The following is a 12929-nucleotide window of genomic DNA, read 5'->3' as shown; positions in this document are numbered from 1 at the left end:
TTCTCCGGCCCGGCCCCTGTTCTCCGGCCCGGCCGTCCGGACACCGCCTGGCCCGGCCGTCCGGAGACCGCCGTGGCGCGTCCGGACGGGCGCGCCGCGGCGCGCCCCGGCGGGGACGCGCCGCCCCTTCCGTTCGACTACGATGCGGTCGTACTCGCCAGCGTGGCTCAATTGGCAGAGCATCGGTCTTGTAAACCGAGGGTTAGGGGTTCAAGTCCCCTCGCTGGCTCCAGATGACCAGGGCGCTCCCGAGTATCGGGAGCGCCCTGGCGCGTTCCGGGCGCGTTTTCAGAGGTTGCCAACGTCTTCACCGCCCGTGCCAGGCAGGCCGCCCCGGCGCGGCGCGAAGCGGTGCGGCGCGCTGGACCGTGCCGGTGGAGCCGCCGGAGTGGACGTCCAGTCCTTCGGCAGGCCTTCCGCGCAGTCGGTGCACAGATACAGCTCCGTGCCATCGACGAGCTCGCCCAGCGGCACGGAAGGGCGGGGCCAGCGCTTGTCGCAGCCGGCGCACGCCTCTCCCAGGCGTTGGGCACGCGAGAGGCCCACTGCGGAGAAGACGCGGTTCGTCGCGCGGACGGCCGGGCCGCTGAGGGCGGCCGCGTCGCCCGCGCAGGGGTCGGCCTTGTCGAGGGGGACGGCGTGGTGGCCGCACGCCTCCCGGGCGTAGGACAGATGGGAGCCGAGGAAGCCCGCCGACCCCATGATCAACACTCTCATGACCCGAACGTAGGTCGCGGGAACCCCGGTCGGGTCCGCATCCAAGGCGGCCGTACGAATCTCGTAAGAACCTCGTCCGGCCCTACGGACGGGGCCAGGGACGGCCGGACAGGCGCTCGATGTCGGTGTTGAAGCGCTGCAGGAAGGCCGCGAAGGCGGCGACGTCCTCGGCGGACCAGTCGGCCATGACCTTGTCCAGCCCGCGGACGATCTCCTCGCGGCACTCGTCCAGGCGGCGCTCGCCCTCGGCGGTGAGCCGGAACTTGCGGGCGATGCCGCCGTCCGGGTCGGGGATTCGCTCCAGCAGCCCGGCCCGGACGAGCGCGGACGTCTGCCGGTTCAGGGTGGACTGGTCGAGCCCGAACGCCTCGCTGAGCCGCCGGATGGTCATCGGGCCCTCGACGCGGACGCGGCTGAGCACGATGTAGGCGGTGCGCTCCAGGCCGCCGATCTCCGACTCCGGGCCGGACGAGAGCAGCGGGCGGTGGCGGCCGAGCAGCATGGTCTCGTACTCGACCAGGTCCGTCGGCTTCTGCATGGCGTTCTCGGCGTCCTTCCCCGGCTGGTCCTCCTGGCTGGCTCCATGCCTACCACACGGGGCCGAACCGCCCGCTCAGGTGTGCATCACGCACACTTTGTGTATCGCGCAAGTCATGTGTATCGTGCACACGCACTTTCTCTGCCCCCCGACGACACAGGAGTACGCGATGGGCGAACCCGAGTCCCCGGCCGCGCAGGCGGCCACCCCCGAGGCGCCCGCCGCGCGGTCCGGCGGGGGGATCGTGGCCGTGCTGGCCGTGGCGGGCATCGTCGCCGCGCTGATGCAGACGCTCGTGGTCCCGTTGATCGGGCGGCTGCCCGACATCCTGCACACCAGCGCGTCGAACGCCTCCTGGACGGTGACCGCCACGCTGCTCGCGGGCGCGGTCGCGATCCCGGCCGTCGGGCGGCTCGGCGACCTGTACGGCAAGCGGCGGCTGCTGCTGGTCAGCGTGGTCCCGCTGGTGGTGGGCTCGGTGGTGTGCGCGCTGGCGTCCTCGGTCGTCCCGATGATCATCGGACGCGGGCTCCAGGGCGTCGGCATGGGACTGATCCCGCTCGGCATCAGCGCGCTGCGGGACGTGCTGCCGCCCGAACGGCTCGGCGGCGCGATCGCGCTGATCAGCTCGTCCATGGGCATCGGCGGCGCGCTCGGCCTGCCGATCGCGGCGGCGGTCGCGGAGAACACCAGCTGGCGGGTGCTGTTCTGGGCGTCGGCCGCGCTCAGCGTCGTGATCGGCGTGCTGATCTGGCTGCTGGTCCCGGCGGCGCCCGTCCGCGCCGGGTCCGGGCGGTTCGACGTGGTCGGCGCGGTCGGGCTCGGCATCGGCGTGGTCTGCCTGCTGCTCGCCGTCTCCAAGGGCGCGGACTGGGGCTGGACGAGCGGGACCACGCTCGGCCTGTTCGCCGCCGCCGTGGTCGTCCTGCTCGCGTGGGGCGTGTTCGAGCTGCGCGTCACCGACCCGATGGTGGACCTGCGGACCACCGCGCGCCGCCAGGTGCTGCTGACGAACGTCGCGTCCATCCTGGTCGGGTGCGCGATGTACGCGCAGTCGCTCGTCCTGATGCAGCTGCTCCAGCTTCCGAAGGCGCTCGGCTACGGCCTCGGCCAGTCGATGTTCGCCGCCGGCCTGTGGATGGCCCCGGCCGGGCTGATGATGATGCTGGTCTCCCCGCTCGGCGCGAAGCTGTCGGCCGCGCGCGGCCCGAAGACCACGCTGTGCGCCGGGTCCCTGGTGATCGCGCTCGGCTACGGCGTCTCGCTCGCGCTGATCGGCTCGACCTGGGGCGTCCTGGTCGTCGCGCTGGTCATCAACGGCGGCGTCGGGCTCGCCTACGGCGCGATGCCCGCGCTGATCATGGGCGCGGTCCCGCGGTCCGAGACCGGCGCGGCCAACAGCTTCAACACGCTGATGCGGTCGCTCGGCACGTCCACGGGCGCGGCGCTGGTCGGGGTCATCCTGTCGCAGCTGACGGTCTCGGTCGCGGGGCACGTCATCCCGTCCGAGGACGGCTTCCGCACCGCCATGCTGCTCGGCTGCGGCGTCGCCCTCGTCGCCGCGCTCGTCACCCTCACCCTGCCGAGGCGCCGCCCCGCGGCGACCTCGCCGGCGACCGCCGCCACGGCCGGGGAGACCGCCGCGCCGACACGCCCCTGATCCGGGCAGGAGGTTTGATCGCGGTCCTCCTGCCTACAGTCGGGGAGTGGACATCGACGAGCTGTTGAAGCGCTACCCCTACCCCGACCGGACGCCGTGGCTGCGCGCGAACATGATCGCGACCCTGGACGGGGCCATCCAGTACAAGGGCGACACCGGAGCGATCGGCTACCCCGGCGACCACGCCCTGATGGCGGGTCTGCGGAGCCTGGCCGACGTCGTCGTGATGGGCGCGGGGACCGTCCGCGAGTACGACGCGTGGCCGGACGACGCGCCGCCCCTCGCCGTCGTCTCCCGCAGCCTCGACCTGGACTTCGACGGCGGGGTGTTCGAGGGCGGCCGGACGATCGTCGTCACCTGCGGGTCCGCCCCCGCCGACCGGCTGGAGCGGGCCCGCGAGCGCGCGGACGTGCTGCTCGCGGGCGAGACGTTCGCCGACATCGGCCCGGCGCTGGACGAGCTCGCCGCGCGCGGCCTCGGGCGCATGCTCTGCGAGGGCGGCCCGCGACTGCTCGCCCAGGTCGCGGCGGCCGGATGGCTGCACGAGCTGTGCCTGACGCTCAGCCCGATGGTCATCGCCGGGGACGCCTTCCGCGTGCTGAACGGCCCCGACCTCGACGAACCCCTCCGGCTGCGGCTGCTGCACGCCGTCCCGGACGGCGACTACCTGTTCACCAGGTACGCGGTGGAGTGACCGGCCACCACGCCGCGGTCACTCGACGTTGTGCCGGGTGTAGGCGGGCTCGCGCCAGCCGAGCACGGCCTCGGTCATCCGCACCGCGTCCACGGCCTGCCGGACCTCGTGCACCCGGACGATCCGCGCGCCGAGCATGATCGAGGCGACGGTGACGGCGAGCGTGCCCTCGACCCGCTCGCGCTGCGGCCGGTCCAGCGTCTCGCCGATGAAGTCCTTGTTGGAGATCGCCGCGAGCAGCGGGTAGCCGAGGTCGGCGATCTCCGGCAGCCGCCGCGTCAGCTCCAGCGAGTGCAGCGTGTTCTTGTTCAGGTCGTGGCCCGGGTCGATGATGATCCGGTCCGGCGCGACCCCGCGGTCCAGCGCCAGCTTGACCCGGTCGCGCAGGAAGTCGGCCACCTCCGCCGCGACGTCGCCGTACACCGGGCGGGGGTAGCGGGTGCGCGGCGCCGCGAGGCTGTGCGTGATGATCAGGCTCGAGCCCGTCTCGGCGACCACGTCGGCCAGCCGCGGGTCGTGCAGGCCGGTGACGTTGTTCAGCACGTCCGCGCCGCCCGCGAACGCCGCCCGCGCGACCTCCGGATGGTAGGTCTCGACGGAGATCACCGCGTCGGTGCGCGTCCGCGCGGCCTCGATCACCGGCAGCACGCGGTCGATCTCCTCCCGCGGCGACACCTCGGGGCCGGGCGCGAACGGGACGCCGCCGATGTCGAGCCAGTCCGCGCCCTCGTCCAGCGCCTTTTCGACCGCCGCGACGGCCTTGTCCAGGGCGAACGTCCGGCCCTTGTCGTGGAAGGAGTCGGGTGTCCGGTTGATGATGGCCATCACCGCGACCTGCCGGTCGAAGTCGAAGGAGCGGCGTCCGATCGTCCGCCGGGGGCAGACGAGCTCCGGTGCGTAGACCCGGTGCGGGACGTCTCCTGCCACGATGACCTGCCTTCTCCGGTGCTCCGGCACGCTGGACCGGCCGGCCTGGGGGCTGATCCGCTCAGCCTATCCGGGTCCGCCGCCAAGGCCCGCCGCGTTCCGGTGCCCCCTCCCGGGAACCGGACGCCCGGGTCAATTCCGGGCTCCGGTGGATCCCCTTTTGACAGCCGGTGACCGGATGCGGTCGAAGGGCGCGGATCAATTGCGTCGGACGGGCGTCCGGACGGCCGTACCGGGCCACTACCCAGCGGAGACGGGGCCCTTCAGGATGCGGAAGCCGTTTGTGCCGCCACTTGGGACCTCTGGGGAAATAGGGGACAGGCATGACGAGTGGGACCGTTTCTTGGCCGTGGTTTGGGACTAATCCCAAGCATTTCTCGGCAAGTGGCCCGTGCACACCATGATTGTTTGATCTCATAGTGAAGTCACATCACTACATAGAGTCATGGGTGAGTCAGGGAGGGCCTGATGGTCTGGGACTCGGGACCACCGGAGCGCAGGGGGACAGGCCGGGGCCGAAGGCGACCGGTCGTGCGCTACGCGGTCATGGCACGCGACGAGAGGTTCCGCCTGCTGAGAAGGAGGTTCGCCCGGCTGGCGCTGGCGATCGCCGGATCCTTCCTCGGCTGGTACTTCCTCTACGTCGCGCTTTCGGCGTTCGCGCGCGGGCTCATGGCGCGTCCGATCGCCGGCAACATCAACGTCGCCTTGGTCCTCGGGGTGCTGCAGTTCGTGTCCACGTTCGCCCTCGCCTGGTGTTACGCACGGTACGCGAGCGACTCGCTCGACCCGGTCGCGGCGGCCCTGCGGGACGAGGCCGACGCCCCGGCCGCGCTCCGCGCCGCGCCGTGGCGCTCGGCACTGGACCCGGGCGCCGACGACGACCCGGATCTCGCCGATGAGCGGCCGGAGCGGTCGAGCCGTGCAGAGCGGTCCGAGCGGTCAGGCCGGCCGGAACCGTTGGAGGCCGGACGCGGACCGGCGTCCGCGCCGGTGCCCCCGGACGGGACGCCGGAGAGCGGCCGGAACGTGCGTCTCAGCCGTCCGACGCGGGTGATCGAGCCGATGTCGGCCGAGCCGCTGCCGCGTTCGGCGATGCCGAGGCAGCCGGGGCCGCCGGACGGCCCGCCGGGTACGCAGCGGGACAGGGGTGTGCCGAAGCAGGTCAACGGCAGGCCGAGGCGGCCACGGGAGGAGCGGGGGCCGGAGGAGCAGGCGCTTCCGGTGGTTCGAGGCCGTCCGGACCGCGTCCCGGCTCCACCAGGTCCGAGCCCGGCCGACGGCGCTCCACCGGCCGCTCCCGCGCAGCCCGACATCGCGGCCGGCGACCAACCCGCGGCTCCGGAGCCCGCACCCGTCCCGGCTGCGGCATCGGCTGCGGACGCGGGTCCGGGTAGTGCGACCGGTGGTCCGGTGCACGCGGAGGCGGCGCAGCGTCCGGTCGACGCGGCCCGGTCCCAGGCCGGCACGGCTCAGCGACAGGTTGAGACGGCACAGCGCCAGGCCGAGGGCGCACAACAAGCCGAGCCGGCGCAGCGGCACCAAGCCGAGGCGGCGCAGCGGCAGGCCGGGGCGGTCCCCGGCCCTGTGGCCTCGAAGGACGACGGCTCGGACGCGTGGTCCGGAGCCTCGGTACGACCGGATCCAGGGTGGTTGCGATGATCGGACATGTCCTCGGCGGCGCGGCGGCGCTCGCCGCCTCCCCGCCCGTCCAGGACCCGGGGACCGCCAGCGGCAACGGCCGCACGGTGACGTTCGGGCTGTTCGTCTTCTTCATCGTGGTCACGCTCGGGATCACCGTGTGGGCGCGGCTCAACACCAAGAGCGCGGTCGACTACTACGCGGGCGGGCACGCGTTCTCCGGGCCGCAGAACGGCATCGCACTCGCGGGCGACTACATGTCGGCGGCGTCGTTCCTGGGCATCGCGGGCATCATCGCGCTGTCGGGCTACGACGGGTTCCTGTACTCGATCGGGTTCCTGGTCGCGTGGCTGCTGACCCTGCTGCTGGTCGAGCTGATGCGCAACGCGGGCCGGTTCACGATGGCGGACGTGCTGGTCTACCGGGCGCGCACCCAGTCGCCGGTGCGCACCGCCGCCGCCGTGTCGACCGTGACCGTCTCGGTGTTCTACCTGCTCGCGCAGATGGTCGGCGCGGGCGCCCTGGTCGCGCTGCTGCTCGGCATCCACCCCGGCGAGACGTTCCTCGGCATGTCGGCGGAGGCCGCCAAGACGTGGACGATCGTGGTGGTCGGCGCGCTGATGATCTTCTATGTGATGTTCGGCGGGATGAAGGCCACCACCTGGGTGCAGATCATCAAGGCGGTGCTGCTGATCGGCGGCGGCGTCGCGCTGACCGTCCTGGTGCTGGCCCGGTTCGGGTACAACCTGTCGGGGCTGCTGGGCTCGGCCGCCGAGTCGTCCGGCAAGGGCGCGGCGTTCCTGGAGCCGGGCCTGAAGTACGGCAAGGACGTGCCGGGCGACCCCTACCACACGCTGCTGAACAAGATCGACTTCATCAGCCTCGCGCTCGCGCTCGTGCTGGGCACCGCGGGCCTGCCGCACATCGTCACGCGGTTCTACACCGTCCCGGACGGCCGCGCGGCGCGCACCTCGGTGAACTGGGCGATCGGGCTCGTCGGCGCGTTCTACCTGATGACGCTCGCGCTCGGGTTCGGCGCGGCGGCGCTGGTCGGACGCAAGGCCATCATGGCGCAGGACCCGGCGGGCAACACCGCCGTCCCGCAGCTCGCCAAGGCGCTCGGCGACCACTTCGGCGGCCCGGTCGGCGGCGACCTGATGCTGGCGTTCATCGGCGCGGTCGCGTTCGCCACCATCCTCGCCGTGGTGTCGGGCCTGGTGCTGGCGTCCTCGACGTCGCTCGCGCACGACTACTTCGGGCACGTGCTGATGTTCGGCCGTCCGCGCGAGTCGCAGGAGGTCGGGGTCGCCCGGTTCGCGGCCTGCCTGATCGGCGTGCTGGCCATCGTGCTCGCGGTGATCGCGAAGAACATGAACGTGGCGTTCCTGGTCGCGCTCGCGTTCGCGATGGCCGCGGCGGCGAACCTGCCCGCGATCGTGCTCTCGCTGTTCTGGAAGCGGTTCAACTCGGCCGGGGTCGTCTCCGGGATCTACGGCGGACTGGTCAGCTCCCTGGTGCTGGTCTTCTTCTCGCCCGTCGTGTCCGGCAAGGTGGACCCCCTCACCGGGCAGAGCCTGTCGCTGTTCCCCAAGGGCGTGGACTTCCACTTCTTCCCCCTGGAGAACCCCGGCATCGTCTCCATCCCCTTCGGGTTCCTGTGCGCGGTCGTCGGCACGTACCTGGGCCGCGCGGACGCCGACAGCCGCCGCTATGACGAGCTGTCGTTCCGCTCGCTCACGGGCGCGGGCTCGGTCTAGCCGAGCGAGGACGAACGGAGGGGTTTCGCGGGCGGAGCATTCTGGGCGGAAGATCCGTGCGACACGGGCGGGGCGCGACAACGGCGCCCCGCCCGTTCGCGTTCGGGCACGCGGGCACGGGCGCGGGCACCGGTACGGACGCGGGCACCGGTACGGGCGCGCACTGGCGCGGTCGCGGACGCGGGCGAAGCAGTGATCACTTTCGTGAGGGGACTAACACCGCCGGAGGGCCGGTGGTTACCCGCGGGTACGGCAGGCTTGTCCGCATGAAGCCCAAGTCCCTGTTCGCCCTGGCCTGCTCGACCGGAGGCACCGTGCTCGCCACCGCCGCGCTGCTCGCGGGCTGCGGCGGTGACGGCGGATCGGCGACCGCGAAGGCCGCGCCGAGCGCGCGCTCCTACCAGGACACGGCCGAGATCGGACGGGTGCTGCGCGCCGCCGGCGCCACCGGGTGCAACGCCGACCCGACCCGCGTCGAGTGCCGGTACCAGGGCCGCTACGTCGCCGCGACCGTCCTCACGCCGAGCCTCGGCCTGACGATGGACACCGCGCTGCGGAGCTGGCGCAGCGGGGTCGGGCAGAGCGCGCTCGGCGAGAACGGGCCCTTCGCGATCCTCCGCGGCCCCAACTGGCTGCTGACCGGTCCCGGCGGGCTGGTCGACCGGGCGCGCGGCGACCTGGGCGGGCGCGCCTACCACTGCGACCGGCCGTACGGGAAGTGCTCCTGAGCCGGATGTCCCGGCGTGGGGCCGGATGTGCCGGAGCGCCGGGGCGGTCCCGGAGCGCCGTGGCAGAATGAGGGCCCGCAGCCGGTCGGCCGTCCGCCGCCCGGGCGGATCGGGTGCCGCCGAACGCGGCCGACGGCCGGGAGGAGGTGCGGTGCCGTGCCCCCTGACGGCCGCCGCCTCCGGAGTCCGGGCCGTCGCGGGACGACGCGTCCGGCCGTCCGCGCCGCCACCGCCCTCACCACGCTGACCCTCGTCGCGGCCGTCGCCGTCCCGATCGCGGTCGCGCCCCCGTCCGAGCCGGCCCCGCGCTCGGGCGAGCACTCCGGCGGACGCTCCGGCGCCGGCGTCCCGGCCTCGCGCACCGCCTCGTCCGCCTCCCGTGCCACCGCGTCCGCGCCGGGAACCGCCGGTCAGGCGGGCGCGCCGCTGCCCTTCCCCTGGGCGCCGGACGGCCCGGTGGACATGATCCGGTCGCGGGAGTGGCACCTGTCCGCGCTGCACGTGCCGAAGGCGTGGAAGCAGTCGCGCGGCAAGGGCGTCGTCGTGGCCGTCCTCGACACCGGTGTGGACAAGCGCCACCCCGACCTCACCGGACGCGTCATCTCCGGCCCCGACCTCACCGGCGGGACGCGCCGTCCCGGCAGCACCTACTGGGGGCTGCACGGCACGTCGATGGCCAGCATCATCGCCGGGCACGGCCACGGTCCCGGCGGGATCCGGGGCGTGATGGGCGTCGCGCCCGCCAGCCGGGTGATGTCGCTGCGCGTGACCTGGGAGAACGACGACCCGATGCGCAAGGACGAGGCGCTGGTCGGGCACGCCCGGAACGCCATCGCGCAGGGCATCCGGTACGCGGTCGACCATGGCGCGACGGTCATCAACATGTCACTCGGCGGCGGCAAGCAGTACTACGACGGCGACTCCTCCGAAGAGGACGCCATCCGGTACGCGCAGGGCAGGGGGGTCGTGCTCATCGCGTCCGCCGGCAACGACGGCGCGGGAGCGAACCGCAAGAACTTCCCGGCGGCCTATCCCGGCGTCATCGCGGTCGGCGCGCTCGACCGCGACATGCGCCAGTGGAAGGACAGCAACCGCCGCTCCTACGTCGCGGTCTGCGCGCCGGGTGTGGACATCGTCAGCGCGGACGCCGACAACGGCTACGTGGTCGGCACCGGCACGAGCCCGTCGTCCGCGATCGTCGCGGGGGTCGTGGCGCTGCTCCGGTCGCGGTACCCGTCCCTCAGCCCCGAGCAGGTGCGGCAGGCGCTGGTCGAGGGCTCGTCCGAGACGGTCCCGTCCGGCAACTGCCCCGGCGTGCTGGACGCGGCGCGCGCGATGACCGCCGCCGGACGCATCAGCAAGGAGCCGCCGACGCGGTCGACGCCGCCCGCCCGCACGAAGGACACGTCCGCCGGGGAGGGCTCGCGCCTCGAATCCGACTGGCTGTACCCGGCGATCCTCGGTGGCGGCGGCGCGCTGGTCGTCGTCGGCCTCTACCTGGGATGGCGGCAGCGGCGGCGTCCGGACGACGATTTCGGGCCCGAGCACGAGGCGATCCCGGTGTCTCCGCCCGCCCCTGTCCCGGCGCCGGTCCCCGCGCATCACGCGGAGGGGGACCTGCCCGAGGCTCCCGTGATGTCGTTCCGGACCGCTCCGCCGCCGCCCGCGTCCGCAGAGCCGCCCGTGCCGGCTGGGCCGACCGCGGCGGGCTCGTGGCCCGGGTCGTTCGGGCGTGCCGATTCACCCGAGTCGCAGGAGTCGCCCGAGCGGTCTGGGCGGTTCGCGTCGGGCGAGCCTCCCGTTCCCGCCGGGCCGCCCGCGTCTTCCGGGCCGCTGAGTGCACCGACGTTCGACCACGAGGTTTCCGACCATCGGGCCGCACCCGATGCGCAGACGACCGAAGGGCGGTCCGTCGCGGACGCACCCCGCGGCGAGTCTCCCCCCGCGGAGTCCGAGGCGGCGGTTCCGGACGTCCGCTCGACGTTCGACCCGCTGGGCGACCCCTTGCGGGGGCCGGGGTCGGTCCAGGGCGCCGGGCCGCTGGGCGAGCAGGACGCGCGTCCCGCCGGGGACGAGCCCGGACTCAGCGACGAGGAGTGGGAGCTGTTCCGGCGGAACGTGCTCGCCGACGCCGTCCCGCCCGTCCGGCCGCCGATGCCGCCGTTGGAGGACCTCCAGACCGGGGCCGTCCCGGACGCCCCGCCGCCCGGCCTCGCGGACGGCAACGGGAACGGCGACGGTCCGCTCCCGACCCCGCCCGACGACGCGATCGGCCGTCCGCGCCGCCGCCGTCCCCTGATCGCGGACGACGACGAGTACCGTCCCCCCTGGTGGTGATCCCGGTACCGCGCCGGGCGTAGCCGCGAAGCCGCCGCTCGTACGACGACACGCCCCGGACCCTCCACGGAGCATCGGTTCATCCGCACAGAGGAGGAGTCCGATGCACACGCTGACGATCGTCGCCGCGCAGCCCGGCTGGCACGACCACGGGGGTCCCGGCTGGTGGGTGGTCTTCCCGATCACCTTCGGGCTGCTGTGGCTGGGCCTGCTCGGCTTCGTCGGGTCCCGGGTGGTGAAGTGGCGCGGACGCGGCCCGTGGGGACCCCCGGCGGGCGGCCCGCACCCGCGGGCCCAGCGTCCCGAGGACCTGCTCGCCGAGCGCTTCGCCCGCGGCGAGGTGGACGAGGAGGAGTTCCACACCCGGATGTCCGCGCTCCGCGCCGAGCGCGAGTAGGACGTTTAGCCCGATCAGGGGAGGCCGCGGGGGCCGGGGCGGCGGTCAGTCGGCTCCGGCCTCGCGGAAGATGCGCTCGACGCCCTCGGGGTCCATCATCGCGGGGGAGTGCGCCGCGGCGTCGGCGAAGCGGGTGAGCAGCCGGGCGAACTCGACCTTCTCGCGGTCGGTCCAGCCGCTCATCAGCTCGTCGAAGTAGGCGCGGCGGAACCGCTCGGCGACCTGCCGCAGCCGCCGGCCCGCGTCGGTCAGGCCGAGGTTGGCGCGGCGCGCGTCCACCGGCGACGGACGGCGCGAGACGAACCCGGCGTCGATCGCGTGCCCGACCAGGCGGCTGGCGGTGGACGGGTCGATCTCCAGCCGCTCGGCGACCGCGCCGACCGTGACCTCCGGGCCGTCCGCGCACTCGGCGAGGGCGGCGACGGCGTGCACGACCATCAGGTTGGACAGCTGCAGCGGCCGTCCGCCCGGGCCCGCCGAGGTCTGCGCCCGGATCTTCTTCATCAGGTCCGGACGGGCCCACACCCGGCGCAGGTGGAACAGCGCCAGCGCGATGTCGGAGAGCGGGGCGTCCGCTTCGGCATCGGGAACCGAGGGCTTCTCCGTCGTCATGCTCGTCCCTCCGTTCGCGTGGCGGCGAGGTGTCCGTGCGCGGCGCACGGATGCACAATGCATATTTTACCGCCTGCGGTCCGGCCCCCACCCGCACCCCGTCCCGGCCGCGGAACAGGGTGGACGCGGCCCCGCGGGCACACGCCGGAGACGTGGGCGCGAGGGCCGTCGGCGGGACGCCGCAGGGGCGATGCGGGGGCGGCGGGGAGGGTGGCCGTTCCGCGCGAACGGCCGGAGAATGTCCGCCGGGACGCGTAGAGTGGCCTCGGCCGAACCCGGACGACCCGGGATCAGTGACCACCAAAGGGGACTCCATGCCGGCGGCGGACGACCTCCCGGCGACGGTCCCCAACAGGACGGCAGCATGAACGATGGCTCACCCCTGCCCCCGATGAACGAGGGCCCGGAGAACCAGGGCCCGGAAGACGCCGACGCCGCCTTCCCGGCCGACCACCTGTCCGAGCGCGACCGCCAGATCCTCGCCTTCGAGCGTCAGTGGTGGAAGTACGCCGGCGCCAAGGAGCAGGCCATCCGCGAGACGTTCGACATGTCGGCGACGCGGTACTACCAGCTCCTCAACCTCCTGATCGACCGGCCCGAGGCGCTGCGGCACGACCCCATGCTGGTCAAGCGCCTCCAGCGGATGCGCACCCAGCGGCAGCGGCAGCGCGCCGCGCGCCGCCTCGGCATCCGCCCCTAGCGTGGCCGACACTGGTCACGTGCACACTTCCTCCTCCCCACACACCAGCCCGGAGGGCGAGGACGCCCTCGCCGCCCTGCGCGACGACCCCGCCGGGGCGGTCCTCGGCTTCGACTTCGACGGAACCCTCGCGCCGATCGTGGCCGACCCGGCGGCGGCGCGCGCGCATCCCCGCGCCGCCGCCGCCCTCGCCGCGCTGGCCCCGCGGGTGCGGTCCCTGG

The 12929-nt window shown here is 73.7% G+C and carries 12 protein-coding genes, 1 tRNA gene and 1 pseudogene; 10 read left to right on the top strand and 4 right to left on the bottom strand.

The window, feature by feature from the left end:
• Window positions 1-156 precede the first annotated feature (156 nt).
• A tRNA-Thr gene (locus DZF91_RS35180) sits at window positions 157-232 on the top strand.
• Window positions 233-288: 56 nt separating this feature from the next.
• On the opposite strand, the gene DZF91_RS35175 is transcribed toward DZF91_RS35180, so the two are convergent.
• Window positions 289-717, bottom strand: a complete 429-nt coding sequence (locus DZF91_RS35175) for a hypothetical protein (protein WP_147341530.1) — start codon at window positions 715-717, stop codon at window positions 289-291.
• An 82-nt stretch (window positions 718-799) separates the two neighbouring features.
• Window positions 800-1255, bottom strand: a complete 456-nt coding sequence (locus tag DZF91_RS35170) for a MarR family winged helix-turn-helix transcriptional regulator (protein ID WP_117361357.1) — start codon at window positions 1253-1255, stop codon at window positions 800-802.
• A gap of 169 nt (window positions 1256-1424) precedes the next feature.
• On the opposite strand from DZF91_RS35170, the gene DZF91_RS35165 reads away from it, so the two are divergent.
• Together DZF91_RS35165 and DZF91_RS35160 are read left to right on the top strand one after the other, a co-directional pair.
• Entirely contained in the window at window positions 1425-2915 is a 1491-nt protein-coding gene (locus DZF91_RS35165) for an MFS transporter (protein WP_117361356.1), read from the top strand.
• 46 nt (window positions 2916-2961) lie between these two features.
• Window positions 2962-3609, top strand: a complete 648-nt coding sequence (locus DZF91_RS35160) for a dihydrofolate reductase family protein (RefSeq protein WP_235834790.1) — start codon at window positions 2962-2964, stop codon at window positions 3607-3609.
• Between the two features lie 18 nt (window positions 3610-3627).
• Here DZF91_RS35160 and folP read toward each other — a convergent pair whose 3' ends face one another.
• On the bottom strand, window positions 3628-4536 hold the full coding sequence (folP, locus tag DZF91_RS35155; protein ID WP_235834789.1) for a dihydropteroate synthase: 909 nt from the start codon (window positions 4534-4536) through the stop codon (window positions 3628-3630).
• 531 nt (window positions 4537-5067) lie between these two features.
• On the opposite strand from folP, the gene DZF91_RS41440 reads away from it, so the two are divergent.
• The 5 genes from DZF91_RS41440 to DZF91_RS35130 all read left to right on the top strand — a co-directional run bounded on the left by DZF91_RS41440 (window position 5068) and on the right by DZF91_RS35130 (window position 11396).
• Window positions 5068-6198, top strand: coding sequence for a DUF485 domain-containing protein (locus DZF91_RS41440; protein ID WP_235834788.1), 1131 nt, complete (start codon window positions 5068-5070; stop codon window positions 6196-6198).
• Window positions 6195-7934, top strand: a complete 1740-nt coding sequence (locus tag DZF91_RS35145) for a solute symporter family protein (protein WP_117361355.1) — start codon at window positions 6195-6197, stop codon at window positions 7932-7934. Before DZF91_RS41440 ends, DZF91_RS35145 begins: the two co-directional genes overlap by 4 nt.
• Window positions 7935-8200: 266 nt before the next feature.
• Window positions 8201-8662, top strand: coding sequence for a hypothetical protein (locus tag DZF91_RS35140; protein WP_117361354.1), 462 nt, complete (start codon window positions 8201-8203; stop codon window positions 8660-8662).
• Window positions 8663-8818: 156 nt separating this feature from the next.
• The gene (locus DZF91_RS35135) at window positions 8819-10999 is read left to right on the top strand and encodes a S8 family serine peptidase (protein WP_117361353.1); all 2181 of its coding nucleotides are present in this window, start codon (window positions 8819-8821) and stop codon (window positions 10997-10999) included.
• A gap of 103 nt (window positions 11000-11102) precedes the next feature.
• Window positions 11103-11396, top strand: coding sequence for an SHOCT domain-containing protein (locus tag DZF91_RS35130; RefSeq protein ID WP_117361352.1), 294 nt, complete (start codon window positions 11103-11105; stop codon window positions 11394-11396).
• A gap of 45 nt (window positions 11397-11441) precedes the next feature.
• Here the strand turns inward: DZF91_RS35130 and DZF91_RS35125 are convergent, their stop codons facing one another.
• A complete protein-coding gene (locus DZF91_RS35125) occupies window positions 11442-12008 on the bottom strand; it encodes a MarR family winged helix-turn-helix transcriptional regulator (protein WP_117361351.1) in 567 nt (188 codons plus the stop codon).
• Window positions 12009-12372: 364 nt separating this feature from the next.
• On the opposite strand from DZF91_RS35125, the gene DZF91_RS35120 reads away from it, so the two are divergent.
• A complete protein-coding gene (locus DZF91_RS35120; protein WP_117361350.1) occupies window positions 12373-12708 on the top strand; it encodes a DUF3263 domain-containing protein in 336 nt (111 codons plus the stop codon).
• Between the two features lie 19 nt (window positions 12709-12727).
• Window positions 12728-12929: pseudogene (locus DZF91_RS35115) on the top strand (trehalose-phosphatase); the annotation flags it as partial.

Origin of the sequence: Actinomadura logoneensis (assembly GCF_003428695.1) — a bacterium.
Taxonomy (GTDB): Bacteria; Actinomycetota; Actinomycetes; order Streptosporangiales; family Streptosporangiaceae; genus Spirillospora; species Spirillospora logoneensis.
Note: the sequence above shows the minus strand (reverse complement) of the source record. Positions and strands in the feature narration are given on the sequence as shown.

Bases quoted from the DNA above. Each gene is read 5' to 3' on its own strand.
- DZF91_RS35175 (WP_147341530.1), bottom strand. From the start codon at position 717: ATGAGAGTGTTGATCATGGGGTCGGCGGGCTTCCTCGGCTCCCATCTG.
- DZF91_RS35170 (WP_117361357.1), bottom strand. From the start codon at position 1,255: ATGCAGAAGCCGACGGACCTGGTCGAGTACGAGACCATGCTGCTCGGC.
- DZF91_RS35165 (WP_117361356.1), top strand. From the start codon at position 1,425: ATGGGCGAACCCGAGTCCCCGGCCGCGCAGGCGGCCACCCCCGAGGCG.
- DZF91_RS35145 (WP_117361355.1), top strand. From the start codon at position 6,195: ATGATCGGACATGTCCTCGGCGGCGCGGCGGCGCTCGCCGCCTCCCCG.
- DZF91_RS35140 (WP_117361354.1), top strand. From the start codon at position 8,201: ATGAAGCCCAAGTCCCTGTTCGCCCTGGCCTGCTCGACCGGAGGCACC.
- DZF91_RS35130 (WP_117361352.1), top strand. From the start codon at position 11,103: ATGCACACGCTGACGATCGTCGCCGCGCAGCCCGGCTGGCACGACCAC.
- DZF91_RS35125 (WP_117361351.1), bottom strand. From the start codon at position 12,008: ATGACGACGGAGAAGCCCTCGGTTCCCGATGCCGAAGCGGACGCCCCG.
- DZF91_RS35120 (WP_117361350.1), top strand. From the start codon at position 12,373: ATGAACGATGGCTCACCCCTGCCCCCGATGAACGAGGGCCCGGAGAAC.